The organism is Variovorax nivicola, from assembly GCF_051216475.1.
In the GTDB taxonomy this organism is placed as follows: Bacteria; Pseudomonadota; Gammaproteobacteria; order Burkholderiales; family Burkholderiaceae_C; genus Variovorax.
Genome location: NZ_JBPJZK010000001.1, coordinates 1652738 through 1666592, shown reverse-complemented (window position 1 = coordinate 1666592; position 13855 = coordinate 1652738). Strand labels below are relative to the sequence as shown.

The 13855-nt window shown below is 67.6% G+C and carries 12 protein-coding genes; all 12 read right to left on the bottom strand.

Going from position 1 to position 13855, the window contains the following annotated elements; translation table 11 throughout:
• Position 1: 1 nt before the first annotated feature.
• Positions 2-460: an SRPBCC family protein gene (locus tag ACSFBF_RS07965; RefSeq protein ID WP_435465758.1), complete on the bottom strand. Its 459-nt coding sequence runs from the start codon at positions 458-460 to the stop codon at positions 2-4.
• A complete protein-coding gene (locus tag ACSFBF_RS07960; RefSeq protein ID WP_435465757.1) occupies positions 457-1158 on the bottom strand; it encodes a Vgb family protein in 702 nt (233 codons plus the stop codon). Before ACSFBF_RS07960 ends, ACSFBF_RS07965 begins: the two co-directional genes overlap by 4 nt.
• A 46-nt stretch (positions 1159-1204) precedes the next feature.
• Complete coding sequence (locus ACSFBF_RS07955; RefSeq protein ID WP_435465756.1) at positions 1205-2425, bottom strand: helix-turn-helix domain-containing protein; 1221 nt, start codon at positions 2423-2425, stop codon at positions 1205-1207.
• 55 nt (positions 2426-2480) lie between these two features.
• Entirely contained in the window at positions 2481-2828 is a 348-nt protein-coding gene (locus ACSFBF_RS07950; RefSeq protein ID WP_435465755.1) for a copper-binding protein, read from the bottom strand.
• Positions 2825-6001, bottom strand: coding sequence for an efflux RND transporter permease subunit (locus ACSFBF_RS07945; RefSeq protein ID WP_435465754.1), 3177 nt, complete (start codon positions 5999-6001; stop codon positions 2825-2827). The genes ACSFBF_RS07950 and ACSFBF_RS07945 overlap by 4 nt, the downstream gene beginning before the upstream one ends.
• A complete protein-coding gene (locus ACSFBF_RS07940) occupies positions 5998-7500 on the bottom strand; it encodes an efflux RND transporter periplasmic adaptor subunit (RefSeq protein WP_435465753.1) in 1503 nt (500 codons plus the stop codon). Before ACSFBF_RS07940 ends, ACSFBF_RS07945 begins: the two co-directional genes overlap by 4 nt.
• Positions 7497-8729, bottom strand: a complete 1233-nt coding sequence (locus ACSFBF_RS07935) for a TolC family protein (RefSeq protein ID WP_435465752.1) — start codon at positions 8727-8729, stop codon at positions 7497-7499. Before ACSFBF_RS07935 ends, ACSFBF_RS07940 begins: the two co-directional genes overlap by 4 nt.
• Positions 8730-8805: 76 nt before the next feature.
• On the bottom strand, positions 8806-9162 hold the full coding sequence (locus tag ACSFBF_RS07930; RefSeq protein WP_435465751.1) for a hypothetical protein: 357 nt from the start codon (positions 9160-9162) through the stop codon (positions 8806-8808).
• Between the two features lie 87 nt (positions 9163-9249).
• Positions 9250-10083, bottom strand: a complete 834-nt coding sequence (locus ACSFBF_RS07925; RefSeq protein ID WP_435465750.1) for an alpha/beta hydrolase — start codon at positions 10081-10083, stop codon at positions 9250-9252.
• A gap of 84 nt (positions 10084-10167) precedes the next feature.
• Complete coding sequence (locus ACSFBF_RS07920; RefSeq protein WP_435465749.1) at positions 10168-11817, bottom strand: methyl-accepting chemotaxis protein; 1650 nt, start codon at positions 11815-11817, stop codon at positions 10168-10170.
• Positions 11818-11923: 106 nt separating this feature from the next.
• The gene (gene kdsA, locus ACSFBF_RS07915) at positions 11924-12769 is read right to left on the bottom strand and encodes a 3-deoxy-8-phosphooctulonate synthase (protein ID WP_435465748.1); all 846 of its coding nucleotides are present in this window, start codon (positions 12767-12769) and stop codon (positions 11924-11926) included.
• 63 nt (positions 12770-12832) lie between these two features.
• Positions 12833-13789: a S1C family serine protease gene (locus tag ACSFBF_RS07910; RefSeq protein WP_435465747.1), complete on the bottom strand. Its 957-nt coding sequence runs from the start codon at positions 13787-13789 to the stop codon at positions 12833-12835.
• Positions 13790-13855 lie beyond the last annotated feature (66 nt).

Here is a 13855-nt window from a genome sequence, read left to right as displayed (position 1 = left end):
CCTAGTGCCAGTTGCCGATCTGCACGTCATGGGGCGCGGGCTCGCCCTTGCCCGTTTCGACGAGGCGCTTGAGGCTCATCATGAAGATCGCCCACTTCGTGCTGCAGTGATAGGTGAACTCGACCGCCTCGCGCCAGTTCTCATGGCTGAAGAGAACGATGGTGAAGTCGCCGTCCAGGGCCAGCTTGAATCTCGCGTCGGTGCCGATCCATTCCTCCGGCCCTGAGGTGAAGCGCCATCGCACTTCCTTGTCGGGGTCGAGCGCCGCCACCTGCATGCCGATGCCGCCGATGACTTCTCCGCTCGGGGTGCTGAAGTTGAGTTCGAGATTGCCGCCGACTTCAGAGGCACCGGTGGTTTCCTTTGTCCACCAGCCAGCCACGCCCTCGCGGGTTGCCAGCGCTGCGTAGACCTTCGAGACGGGGGCCTTGATGCCGACCCCGTGAACGATGTTGATCATGTCAATGCTCCGTTGGGTTGCGGGGACGGCGAACGGCGAACGGCGCGGACCTTGCCGCTCTTGCCGCCGCCGGCATAGAAAAGATCGGCGCCGTCGGACTCGAGCCCGCTGACGCCGACGCCGTGCGGCATTTCCAGCCGCTCGAGCACGGCGCCGCTTTGCGGGTCGATGCGGCGGATGTCGCTTTCTTCAGCCTCCCAGGTGCCGTGCCACAGCTCGCCGTCGACCCAGGTCACGCCGGTGACGAAGCGGTTCGACTCGATGGTGCGCACGACTGCGCCGGTCTCGGGGTTGATCTGGTGGATCCTGCGGTCGCGGTGCTGCCCCACCCACAGGCTGCCTTCGGCCCAGGTGAGCCCCGAGTCGCCGCCGTGGCCGGGCGAGGGAATCGACGACAGCACCTTGCCCGTGGCCGGGTCGATCTTGTCGATGCGCGACTCGGCGATCTGGTAGAGGTATTTGCCGTCGAAGGCGGTGCCGGCGTCGCAGGCGGTGTCGAGCGTGCGCGTGGTCTCGCCGCTGGCCGGGTCGAAGGCGACCAGCCGGGCGCCGGTGGCGGCCCAGACGCGCTGGCCGTCGTAGGTCACGCCGGCCACCTGGGTGGCGTCGGCGAAGGGGCCGTACTCGCGCACGATTTCGGCTGCCCGCACGGTGGGCTGGGGTCTGCTCTTGCCTGTCTTCTTGTTGCTGCTGCTCATCGTTGGCTCCTTGTGAAACGCCTCGGATCGGCGCCTGGAGACAACTCTATTCAAACGGCAGCGCAGCGGGGAGTAACAAGATCGTCGTGAATCCCGCCAGCGGCGGCGACAGCCAGCGGCGCGACCGCGTCTGGCCGATGGAGCGCACCCGCCCTTCGGCCTCCAGGTCGGCGAGCGCGCGCTGCACCGTGCGCTGGCTGGCTCCGAGCGCCAGCGCCAAGGCCGAGGTCGACCATGCCGAGCCGTCGGAGAGCAGCGCGACCAGCGAGGCCTGGTCGCCGTCGATGGGCGGCGCCAGCAGGGCGACGGCGCGTTCGCCGAGCGGCTTGAGCACGAAGCCGCGCGGCGTGGCTTCGATGCTCGCCAGCGTGGTGACGAGTGCGCGCAGCCGGCCGATCTCGACACGCAGGCGCGCGCGATGCGTTTCGTCGGGGTGGCGGGTGCGGAATGCGCTTGCGATCAACGCTTCGCGATCGACATCGCCGGGCCACGCCTCGGCCAGCGAGCGCGCGAGCGTGAAAAGGATCGGACGGCGCGCCAGTGGCTGCCACGCATCGCCGGCGCCCAGGCCCCGGCGGCAGGCGTCGACCACCAGTGCGTCGGAAGCCAGCAGCGCCGCGACTTCATCGAGGCGCAGCGCCTGCTCGCCGCCCGCGAAGATGCGCCGCGCGGCGGGGCGCTCGAAGGCCGCGCGCGCCTCCGCCACCTCGGCCAGCAGCGCCGGCACCCGCGCGCGGGTGGCTGCCTCGTGTGCGCGGGCGAGCGCTGCCTGCGCCGGGCCGATGCGCAGCGAGCGCAGCGCCAGTTCGGCCGCGCTCAGCTCGGCCACCGCCGCCAGCGACGGCGGCAAGCCGCGCGCATCGAGGCGCTCCAACGCAGCCGAGGCCTGGTCGAGGCGGCCGAGCAGCAGGAGCCGGCGTGCCGCGATCAACCGCGCCTGCAGCGCGTTGGCGTGATCGTCGTGCGCCTCCAGCGTGGCTGCCGCCGCCGTCAGCGTGCGCGGCGAGCCGCCAAGGTCGCGCATGGCCAGCGCTACTTCAGCCTCGGCCACGATGCAGCGGGCGCGTGACAGCACTTCATGGGCACCGAAGTCGCGCGCGGCGCGCCGCAGGAGTTCGCGGGCGCGCGTATGTTCGCCGAGCTGGGCCATGGCGATGCCGCGCAAGGCCAGCGCAGGCGGGTCGTCGCGCAGGGCGACCCGCTTGAGGGCACCGAGCGCATCGCCCGCGGCGAGGGCGCGGGCGGAGGCGGCGATCAGGGAGTCCATGGCGCAACAGGTTACCTTGGTGTGCTGACGCCATCTTTTCGACGGCTCGTGGCCCCTAGCGCACGGCCTCGATATGCGTCACGGTCGGCTTGCCCTTGACGACCTCCACATGGAACCTGACCTTGTCGCCCGCCTTGACCTGGGTGAGCATCTTCCTGTCGGCCACGTCGAAGCCCATGGTCATGGCCGGCATGGCGAGGTTGGGAATGTCGCCGTGCTTCAGCACGATCACTCCGCCGGCCTGATCGATCTTCTGGACGACAGCGTCGGTCAGCATGCCGGCTGATTGCTGGCTGGGCGCCGGCATCTTCATGGATGACATGTCGTCCTTCGGCATCTGGGCCTGGGCGGCGCCGGCCAAGCCAGCAAACAGTGCGAGCGCGAGGGGATACGAGACTTTCATTGAACAACTCCTTGGTTGGGTAGGGTGGAAACAGCAGACAAAGGGGCGCGCGCCGGGCGGCCATGCCGGCGCAGCAGATACCAGGCAGCAGGAACGACAAGCATGCTCAGCAGTGGCGCGGTGACCATGCCGCCCACCATGGGCGCGGCAATGCGGGTCATCACCTCCGAGCCAGTGCCGCTGCCCCACAGGATGGGCAGCAGCCCGGCCATCACGACGGCCACGGTCATGGCCTTGGGCCGCACGCGCAGCACAGCGCCTTCGCGGATCGCGGCCAGCAGGGTTTCGTCGTTCATCGGCTCTCCGGCGTTCAGGCGCCGTGCCAGCGCGTTCTTCAGGTAGACCAGCATCACCACGCCGAACTCGGCCGCCACGCCGGCCAGCGCGATGAAGCCGACTGCCGTGGCCACCGAGATCGAATGGCCCAGTGCCCAGATCAGCCAGAAGCCGCCAATGAGCGAGAACGGCACGGCCGCCATCACCAGGGCTGCATCGGCGAACGACCTGAACAGCAGGTACAGCAGCACGAAAATGACAGCCAGCGTGACCGGGACGACCAGCTTCAGCCGCTCGGTCGCGCGCTCCAGGTACTCGAACTGGCCCGACCACGACACTGCATAGCCGGCTGGCGTCTTCACGGCCTTGTCGACTGCAGCCTGCATGTCGTTGACGGCGGAGCGCAGGTCACGGCCGCGCACGTCGACGTAGACCCAGCCCGACAGCCGCGCGTTCTCGCTGCGCAGCATCGGCGGGCCGTCTTCGATGGCGATCTTCGCAACGTCGCCCAGCAGCAACGTCGCACCCTTGTCGGTCACGAAGGGCAACTGCCGCAGCCGCTCCAGCGAATCGCGAATCTCGCGTGGGTAGCGCACGTTGATCGGGTAACGCTCGCGGCCCTGGATGACTTCGCCGACGTTGTCGCCGCCGATGGCCGTGGACACCACGGCCTGCACGTCAGCCACCGAGAGCCCATAGCGGGCGGCGGCGAGCCGGTCGACATCGACGTCGATATAGCGTCCGCCGGTGAGCCGCTCCGCCAGCGCCGACGACACGCCGGGAACGCCCTTGACCGCCGCCTCGATCTGCGTGGTCAGCGAATCGATCGTGGCCAGGTCTGCCCCCGCCACCTTGATGCCGACCGGGCTCTTGATGCCCGTGGCCAGCATGTCGATGCGGTTGCGGATGGGCGGCACCCACACGTTGGTCAGGCCCGGCACCTTGACGGCGCGGTCCAGTTCCTCGACCAGCTTGTCCGGCGTCATGCCGGTGCGCCATTGCGCCTTCGGCTTGAACTGGATGGTGGTCTCGAACATCTCGAGCGGCGCGGGGTCGGTCGCGGTGTCGGCGCGGCCGGCCTTGCCGAACACGCGTGCGACTTCGGGCACGGTCTTGATGAGACGGTCGGTCTGCTGCAGAAGCTCGGAGGCCTTCGATACCGACAGCCCCGGCAGCGCGGAGGGCATGTAGAGCAGGTCGCCTTCGTCCAGTGGTGGCATGAACTCGCCGCCCAGCCGCATCAGCGGCACTGCGGTCAGCGCCAGCAGCACTGCGGCGACGGCGAGCGTTCCCTTGGGAAAGCGCAGCACCAGTTCCAGCGCAGGCCGGTACACCGCCATCAGGAAGCGGTTCACGGGATTGGACGCTTCGTGCGGAATGCGCCCGCGCACCAGATAGCCCATGAGCACCGGTATCAGCGTGACCGACAGGCCTGCCGCAGCGGCCATCGCATAGGTTTTCGTGAAGGCCAGCGGCGAGAACAGCCGCCCCTCCTGCGCCTCGAGCGAGAACACCGGCACGAAGGACAGCGTGATCACCAGCAGCGAGAAGAACAGCGCAGGCCCCACTTCCACCGACGCGTCAGCGACGAGCTGCCACCGTTCCGCCACCGTGGGCTGCTGGCCCTGCGCCGTCTCGAAAGCCTCGATGTGCTTGTGCACGTTCTCGACCATCACGATGGCACCGTCCACCATCGCGCCGATGGCGATCGCGATGCCGCCCAGCGACATGATGTTGGCGTTGACGCCTTGCCAGTGCATGACGACGAACGCCGCCAGCACGCCAATCGGCAGCGCCACTACCGCGACGAGCGCCGAGCGCAGGTGGAACAGGAAGACCGCGCAGACCAGCGCCACCACGATGAATTCTTCGATCAGCTTGCCGCGCAGGTTCTCCACGGCGCGGTCGATCAGCAGCGACCGGTCGTAGGTGGGCACGATCTCGACGCCCGGTGGCAGGCTGGGCTTGAGCGTTTCGAGCTTTGCCTTGACGGCCTCGATGGTCGAGCGTGCGTTCTTGCCGGAGCGCATGACGATCACGCCGCCGGCCACTTCGCCTTCGCCATCGAGCTCGGCGATGCCGCGGCGCATCTCGGGGCCGATCTGAACGGTGGCCACGTCGCGCAGCAGCACCGGCGTGGCGCCCGTCACGGAAAGCGGGATCGCGCGGAAGTCGTCCAGCGAACGCAGGTAGCCGCGCGAACGCACCATGTACTCGGCCTCGGCGAACTCGATGACCGAGCCGCCCGATGCCTGGTTGGCCTTCTGCAGTGCCTCCACGACCATCGACTGCGTGATGCCCAGCGCGCGCATGCGGTCGGGGTCGAGCACCACCTGGTACTGGCGCACCATGCCGCCGATGCTGGCGACCTCGGCCACGTCGGGCACGGTCTTGAGCTCGAACTTGAGGAACCAGTCGTTCAGCGCGCGCAGTTGCCCGATGTCGCGCTTGCCGGTGCGGTCGATCAGTGCGTACTCGTAGACCCAGCCCACGCCCGTGGCATCAGGGCCCAGCGAGGCGTTGGCGCCCACAGGGAGCTTGCTCTGCACCTGGTTCAAGTACTCCACGACGCGCGAGCGCGCCCAGTACGGATCGGTCTTGTCGTCGAACAGCACGTAGACGAAGGAGTCGCCGAAGAACGAGTAGCCGCGCACGGTCTTGGCGCCGGGCACGCTGAGCATCGTGGTGGTGAGCGGATAGGTGACGAGGTCTTCGACCACCTGGGGCGCCTTGCCGGGAAAGGGCGTGCGGATGATGACCTGTGTGTCCGAGAGATCGGGTAGCGCATCGAGCGGCGTGCGGGCGACGGACCACCAGCCTGCGGCCACGAGGAACAGGGTCGCGATCAGCACCAGGAAGCGGTTGCCGACCGACCAGCGAATGATTGCGGCGATCATTGCTTGGCGCCCTGTTGCATGCGCTGCACGGAAACCAGCTCGTAGCCTGTCGGGCCGCCTTCCTTGAACTCGAAACGGACCTGATCGCCGGGCTTGATTTCGGGGAAAGCGTTCGGTGCTGCCTTGGCGAAGCCCATGGTCATGGACGGCCACTTGAGCGTTGCGACGGGCCCGTGCGAGATGGTGATGCCGTCGGGCGCCACGCTTTCGACTTTGCCTTCTGCCTTGTGCAGCACCACGGTCGGTGGAGCGGTTGCAGGCGATGAGGTCATGTTGCCCAGTACGGAACGCAGCCGGGCCTCGGAGTCGATGAGGAACTGGCCGCTGGCCACCACCTGATCGCCTTCGCTCAGACCCGAAACGACTTCAGTGTCGTCGCCCTGGTCCGCGCCCAGCGACACGTCGCGCGGCTCGAATGTGCCGTCGGCCTTGCGCACGATGACGACGGCGCGCTTGCCGGTGCGGATGACGGCCTCGGACGGCACGACCAATCGGGTGCTGGCGAGGCCGGCCACCTGCAGGCGCAACAGCATGCCGGGCGTCAGCTTTCCGTTCTTGTTGTCGACCTCGAAGCGGGCTTTCAGAGTGCGGGTCGAGCTGTTGATTTCGGGAAGTATCTCGTCGAGCGTTCCATCGAAAGACTGGGTCGCATCGGCCTGAAGGATCGCCTTGACCTTCTGGCCGCGCGCGAGACGCACCGCCTGCGCCTCCGGAATCTCGGCTACCGCCCAGACCTTCTCCAGGCCTGCGATTCGGAACAGCGTCATGCCCGGTGTGACCGCGACGCCTTCGCGCACGCCAAGCTCGGCCACTACGCCATCTGCCGGCGCGGTGAGCACGTAGCGCGCCTGCGCCATGCCGGTCTCCTCGCTGCGGCGGATGAGTTCGGCGGGGATGGACATGGCCCGCATGCGGTCACGCGCAGCTGCGACGAGATCGGGGGCAACGCCTGATCGCTTGAGGGCAAGCAGCTCGTTCTGCGGCCCGAGCCACTCCGGTGCGAAGACCGTCGCCAGTGCCTGGCCCTTGCGCACGCGTTCCATGGGCGCGCGGACCGACAGGCGCTCGATGTAGCCTGCAACGCGCGTCTGCACGACGACATTGAGCCGCTCGTCGAACTGCACGGCGCCGACAGCGTCGAAGGACGCGGAGGTTTCCGCGCGCCGAACGCTGGCATACCGGATGCCGAGGTTCTGCTGGACGGTGGGGCTCACTTGCACGCCGCCTTCATTCGCCGTGCCCGTTGCGCTGTCTGCGTACATGGGCACCAGTTGCATGTCCATGAAGGGCGACTTGCCGGGCTTGTCGAAGCGCGGGCCCAGAACCATGGGGTCGTGCCAATAGAGAACCTTGCGGCCGTCGGCTGTGGGTGCGTTGGCCGGCGCGGTCATCGACGTGTCCGCGGGCTGGGCTGTCTTGCGGCCCAGGTAGAAGGCGCTGGCCGCGAGCAGCAGGGCGGCCAGCAACGAGACGCCGATCATGCGTGTTCTGTTGTTCATTGCGCCACCTCGGCAGTGAGCGGCCGGAAGGCCAGTTGGACTTGGGTTCTGGCAAGGTCGCGCTGCAGCGCCAGCAGCTTGCGCTGCGCTTCGACCTCGGCGTGCCGTGCCTCGAACAGGGCGACGAGGCTGACCTGGTTGGACTGGTAGGCGGCCGTTGCCGTGGCTGTTCTCTGGCTGGCAGGAACGACGACACCGGCGCGATAGCGGTCGATGCGCTGCTCCAGGCGTCGCGCGTCGCTGCGCAGCGACCGGTATTCGGCGGTTGCGGCCCGGGTCGTTTCAGCCAGATCGGCTTCGGCCTTCTCGACCAATGCCAGCTTGGCCGCAGTGTCCCGGTCCTGCCGTTCGCCGGGTGCGACGGGCAGAGGAATGCTCACGCCCACCGACACCATGTCTGAATAGCCGGTGCGCTGGCCGTAGGCGACCTCCCAGGTCCAGTTGGGCTTGCGGTTGGACGCGGTGACGGCTGCCGTCTGCCTTGCCACGTCGACATCGCGCTGCATCGCCGCGACCGTGGGGTGCGCGGCAACGTAGGCTTCTTCGGACGGCAGGGTGATGGCACCCGGAGGCAGCAGTTCATCGGGCGGCACGCCGACCCATCGCTGGAACGCGACGCCTGCGACGCTTTGCTGCTGCAGGATGTCGGCCGTCTCGTCTTCCGAGACGCCTCTTGCACCGGCCAGCGCCAGCACGTCCTGGCTGCTCCCCGCAGCCGAAGACAGGCGTGCACGCGATGCCTCCAGCTCTTCGTGCGCATGGTGCTCCATGAGCGTCGCGAGCTTCAGGCTCTCGCCAGCGTAGAAGGCGTCCACGTAGGCGAGCGCTGTCTGCCGGCGGGTGTCGGCGGCAGCGGCTTGCACCAGCACCGTCTCCCGGCCGACCGAGGCATCGGCGGCGGCCTGCCGCGCGGCGCGCTTGTCGGCGGACAACCATTCCTGGCTGATGCCGATGCGCTTCATCGTCATCGAGTCGCGGGTTGTGTGAAAGCGATCCGGCCCGGTCGCGGGCAGGTTGTCGACGCCGATGCGCAGCGTGGGGTCGGGAAGCTGGGCTGCGGCTTGCGCCGCCTCCGTGGCACTCAATGCGCCGGCACGGGCGGCGCGGGTGGTTTCGGAGCGCCGGGCTGCAAGCCGAAGCGCTTCCTCGAGGGACAGGGGGGCTGCCGTCGCAAGATACGGCAGCAACGCGGCGGCCAATACGGCCGTGCGCGGGAAAAGAATGAACATGAGAACTCCGCAGACGAACGAGGTAATCGCTGGCGAGCGGACAAGCCGCACCAGCACCGGTCAGTCGACGGAGATTTCAGACGCGAAGTCTGCGTGTGGCGAGAAAAACGGGATCGGGCGGCGGATGTTGCCGCTCCGGTACGGCCTGCTGCGGAAGGGCGTGGCCTTCCGACACCAGCACCAAGGGCATGACCACGATCTGCACGATGGCGGGCAGCGATGGGGTGGTCAACTTCACTGGCTCGAAGGACAGCGACATGTCGGCGGCATGCTGGAAGCACAGCACCGGCTGTGCCATGTCCATGCCTTCGCAGGGCTCGCCCGAAGCCATCATTTCGGACATGGCGCCCGTATCCGGCGCACCCGGGCAAACGTAGCTTGCCAGCGCCAGCTGCGAGAACAGCAGCGACAGGACCACGAAGAACGTGGTCATGCAGCGGGGGAGCTGGCGGCGGCTGGGCATGGCGGGGTAGTGTATCTGCGGCGCTGGAAGTTCAATGTCCGATGGCGCCCGAGCCGCTTATGCCGCCTTCGGCTCGGGGATGACTGCCGTCAACGCAAAGTCGACGAGATAGAGCCAGGTCTCTTCCAGGCCCATGATGCTGTGATGGTTCGACGCGGGAACCGTCTGCACGCTGACCGGCGTGGGCCACGCCGCAATGAGTTTTTGCGAGCGCTCGGGCAGCACGACGTCGTCGTGCTCGGCCAGCAGCACTTGCGTCTTGGCCGCGACCTCCTTGCAGTGCTCCAGCGAGTTGAACTGGTGCCGCAGCAGCAGCGAAAGCGGCACGAGCGGGAAGCGCTTCTTCGCCACCTCCAGCATCGAGTCGTAGGGTGTTACCAGCTGCAGGCTCTCGAAGTCCTGCCGCGCCACGAGCTGGATCGCCACGCCCGTCCCCAGGCTGCGGCCGACCACGTGCAGGCGCGCCTGCGGAAATGCGTGGCGCAGATGGTTGGCGAACTGGCTTGCGTCTTCGACGGAGGCGATCTCGGAAGGGCGCCCCTGCGAGTCGGCCACCCCGCGGTAGTTGAGCGCGGCGAAGCCGAAGCCCTCGGGCAGCCAGTGCAGCATCTGCGCGGTGGCGCGCACGTCCTCGCCGCGGCCGGCGAAGTAGACGAACAGGTCCCGCAGCGAGTCTTCACCCTGGGGGTGATAGACATACCCGCGGACCATGCCGCCCGGCACGGTGTGGGAGTACGTGGAGAAGTCGTCCGACAGATGAACGACGGGCAGTTTGCGGGCGTTGAAAAGGATATGCCCCTGGCGCGTGGCAAGCAGGGTCCAGTACGCCGCGATGCTGCCGATGGCTGCAGCCGAGGCCGACAGGGCAATGCGGGAGACTTTGGATGACAAGGTAGGCTCCGGAGGAAAGACTGAGACGTGGCGCCTAGTTTCGCCTCATTCCTCCGTGCAGGGCCTTTGTCGGCTTCTTCCGGGCTAGTGGGACGCGATCAGCTCCTGGTAGGCGCGTGGCGCGTTGGGTGCGTAGGCGTTCAAGGCACTGACCGACGTGTTCGCGGATGCGGCGGCAGTGTGCTGCCGCTCCAGCTTGAACCTGCCGACGATCCGCGACAGGCTGCCCGCCTGCTCTTGCAGCGATTGGGCCGCGGCCGAGGCTTCTTCGACCAGCGCCGCGTTCTGCTGAGTCGCCTGATCCATCTGCGTGACGGCCTGGTTGATCTGCTCGATGCCCGAGGTCTGCTCCTGGCTCGCCGCGCTGATCTCGCCCATGATGTCCGTCACGCGCTTCACGCTGCCGACGATCTCTTCCATGGTGCGACCGGCATCGGCCACCTGCCGGCTGCCTTCCTCGACCTTGTCGACGGAGTCACCGATCAGCGTCTTGATTTCCTTGGCTGCCGCGGCCGAGCGCTGCGCCAGGCTGCGCACTTCGGAGGCGACCACGGCGAAGCCACGCCCCTGATCGCCCGCGCGCGCTGCCTCGACGGCCGCGTTGAGCGCCAGGATGTTGGTCTGGAAAGCGATGCCGTCGATCACGCTGATGATGTCCACGATCTTCTTCGACGACGCATTGATCGAGCCCATCGTCTCCACCACCTGGAACACGACGCTGCCGCCCTTCACTGCCACTTCCGAGGCGGACGCGGCCAGCTGGTTGGCCTGGCGCGCGTTGTCCGCGTTCTGCTTCACCGTGGAGGTCAGCTCCTCGAGGGAGGCGGCCGTCTGCTCCAGTGAGCTGGCCTGCTCTTCGGTGCGCGACGACAGGTCCTGGTTGCCAATGGCGATCTGCGAGCTGGCCGTGGATACGTTCATCACCACGCCATGCACCTGCGTCAGCGAGCCCTGCAAGGCGGTGCGCATCTGGTCGAGGGCGCGCAGCAGGTGGCCGGTTTCGTCCTTGGCATAGCTTGGCTGGACTGCGCCCGTGAGGTCCATCTCGGCGATCGATTGCGCGATGGTTTCGGCGCTGCGCAGCGGATGCGTGATGCTGCGTGCCAGCAGCCAGGCCAGCAGGGTGCCGAGCACCAGGCTCACGGCGGAACACACGATCAGCAGCGTGCTGGTTTGCGCGCGCAGATTGTTGGCGCGGACGGCGGCGGCGTCGAGCTGCTCGCGCTGCATGTCCACCACCTGCTGCACGCCCGCGATGTAGCTGACCGATGTGGGCTGGAACTGGGAGTCGAAGATGCGGTTGGCGCCTTCCAGGTCTCCCTTCAGCTTGAACTTGCTCACTTCTTCGCGCGAGGCGAGATACGCCTTGCGCAGGTTGCCGACCTTCTCGAGCAGTTCGCGCTCTTCGGGCTTGACCAGCTTGCCTTCGATGAACTTCTGCAGCTCGTTGGTGTCCTTGATCGACTTGGCCGTGGCCGGCGCGAAGTAGTCGATCAGGCTGGCGTCGCTGCTCTTGGCGATGGCCGCCGCCCGCTGCACGCCCGAGGTGGTGTGGCGCAGCCAGTCGGAGCCGGCACGCTCGGTCTTGACGTTGTCCTCGATCATGGTGTCGATCTCCTGGCTGAGCTGCTGCAGCTTCCACACCGCGGCGACGCTGGTGGCGAGAAAGAGCGCCAGGATGAGGCCCAGCACGATGGCCAGGCGCTTGCCAATTGAGACGTTGCTCAGAAACATATTCGGACTCCGGAATCCAGGGGAATGGCTGGATATCGGCAGTCCAAATGAAAACTTTAGTAAATGACCCACAGATGGAGCCGCGCCGGGCCCTCGGGCCCCTGCTTCAGATCTTCAGGGGCGCGAACGACTTGACCAGATCGTCCAGCGCTTTGATCTGCGTCAGGAACGGTTCCAGCTTGTCCAGCGGTAGCGCGCTCGGACCGTCGCACTTGGCTTGCGCCGGGTCCGGGTGGGCTTCGAGGAAGAGGCCGGCCAGGCCGACGGCCATGCCGGCACGCGCCAGGTCTGCCACCTGCTCGCGGCGGCCGCCCGATGCGGCGGCGCCGGCTTCGCGCTGCTGCAGCGCATGGGTCACGTCGAAGATGATGGGCAGGTTCTGCGTGACCTTCTTCATGACGCCGAAGCCCAGCATGTCGACCACGAGGTTGTCGTAGCCGAAGCAGGTGCCGCGGTCGCACAGAATGAGCTTGTCGTTGCCGGCTTCCTTGAACTTCTCGACGATGTTGAGCATCTGCGACGGGCTGAGGAACTGCGGCTTCTTGATGTTGATGATGCGGCCCGTCTTGGCCAGCGCCACGACGAGGTCGGTCTGGCGCGCGAGGAAGGCGGGCAGCTGGAGCACGTCGACCACTTCCGCGACCGGCGCGGCCTGCGCGGTTTCGTGCACGTCGGTCAGCACGGGCACGCCGAAGGCGTCTTTCACGGCTTGCAGGATCTTCAGGCCTTCCTCCAGGCCGGGACCGCGGTAGGAGTGGATGGAAGAGCGGTTGGCCTTGTCGAAGCTGCCCTTGAAGACGTAGGGAATGCCCAGTTTCTGCGTGACGCGCACGTACTCCTCGGCGCTGCGCAGGGCCAGGTCCTTCGACTCGAGAACGTTGACGCCGCCGAAGAGGACGAAGGGGGCTTCGTTGCTGGCGTTGACTTGAGGGGTGATGGTGACGGTGGACAAGGTTTTCTCCTGGACAGGTGCTTCACTGCAGGCGCCTATTGTCGTTGCGCCGGCAGGAGGGGGTCAGCCTGCCGGCGTTACCGTCAGGTAAAAGGGCGTCAGCGTCCCGGCCACGGGCCGCAGCAGCTTGAGCAGCAACGGCCGTCCATAGCCTTCACCCGCCAGCCGTTTGAGCAGGTCGGACAGCTGGGCTAGCGGCACGCCGTCGCACCCGATGAGGATGTCGCCGCTGCGCAGCCCGTCGCGCGCGGCGGCCGAGCCGGCCACCACTTCGACCACGCGCACACCGGTGGCCACGGGCCATTCGTTCTCGCGCACCCAGCGCCTGGGCAATGCCACGGCCGCGCATTGCACGCCCAGCTTGCCGCGCCGCACCGCGCCATGGCGCATCAGCTCGCCGGCCACCCAGCGCGCGGTGTCGATGGCCACCGCGAAGCTCAAGCCTTGCGCCGAGGGGATCACCGCCGTGTTCACGCCGATGACCTGCGCCGCGCTGTCGAGTAGCGGGCCGCCCGAGTTGCCCGGGTTGAGGGCCACGTCGGTCTGGATCACGTCCTCGATCATCCGGCCGCCGCGCGCGGGCAGGCTGCGGCCCAGCGCGCTCACGATGCCGGCGGTCACGGTGAAATCGAAGCCCAACGGGTTGCCGACTGCCACGGCCAGCTGGCCGGGTTGCAGGGCGGCCGAGCTACCCAGCGGCAGGAAGGCGCTCGGGTGCGACTCGATGCGCAGCACCGCGATGTCGGTCGAGGCGTCCAGCCCGACCAGGCGCGCGACGCTTTCGGTGCCGTCGGCGAATGCGGCGCGCAGCTCGCTCGCGCCCTCTACAACGTGGGCATTGGTGAGCGTGAAGCCGTCGGGCGTGAAAAGAAAACCGGAGCCGCTGCCCTGGCCGCCCGGGTTGCCGCGCTGCGCCTGCTTTCGGACCTTGATGTGGGCGACCGCCGCGCTGGCGGTGTGCGCCACCCGCGTGACGGTGGCCGAGTAGGAGTCAAGAATGAATTCGTCGCGCGCGCCCATGGAGCACCTCTTTTCAGTCGCCAGATCCCAGAGGAAATGGCGGCGTGCCGGGGCTTTTCAACCCGG

What these genes read in the sequence shown, in the direction of transcription:
- ACSFBF_RS07965 (WP_435465758.1), bottom strand. Translation starts at nt 460, where the DNA reads ATGATCAACATCGTTCACGGGGTCGGCATCAAGGCCCCCGTCTCGAAG.
- ACSFBF_RS07960 (WP_435465757.1), bottom strand. Translation starts at nt 1,158, where the DNA reads ATGAGCAGCAGCAACAAGAAGACAGGCAAGAGCAGACCCCAGCCCACC.
- ACSFBF_RS07955 (WP_435465756.1), bottom strand. Translation starts at nt 2,425, where the DNA reads ATGGACTCCCTGATCGCCGCCTCCGCCCGCGCCCTCGCCGCGGGCGAT.
- ACSFBF_RS07950 (WP_435465755.1), bottom strand. Translation starts at nt 2,828, where the DNA reads ATGAAAGTCTCGTATCCCCTCGCGCTCGCACTGTTTGCTGGCTTGGCC.
- ACSFBF_RS07945 (WP_435465754.1), bottom strand. Translation starts at nt 6,001, where the DNA reads ATGATCGCCGCAATCATTCGCTGGTCGGTCGGCAACCGCTTCCTGGTG.
- ACSFBF_RS07940 (WP_435465753.1), bottom strand. Translation starts at nt 7,500, where the DNA reads ATGAACAACAGAACACGCATGATCGGCGTCTCGTTGCTGGCCGCCCTG.
- ACSFBF_RS07935 (WP_435465752.1), bottom strand. Translation starts at nt 8,729, where the DNA reads ATGTTCATTCTTTTCCCGCGCACGGCCGTATTGGCCGCCGCGTTGCTG.
- ACSFBF_RS07930 (WP_435465751.1), bottom strand. Translation starts at nt 9,162, where the DNA reads ATGACCACGTTCTTCGTGGTCCTGTCGCTGCTGTTCTCGCAGCTGGCG.
- ACSFBF_RS07920 (WP_435465749.1), bottom strand. Translation starts at nt 11,817, where the DNA reads ATGTTTCTGAGCAACGTCTCAATTGGCAAGCGCCTGGCCATCGTGCTG.
- ACSFBF_RS07910 (WP_435465747.1), bottom strand. Translation starts at nt 13,789, where the DNA reads ATGGGCGCGCGCGACGAATTCATTCTTGACTCCTACTCGGCCACCGTC.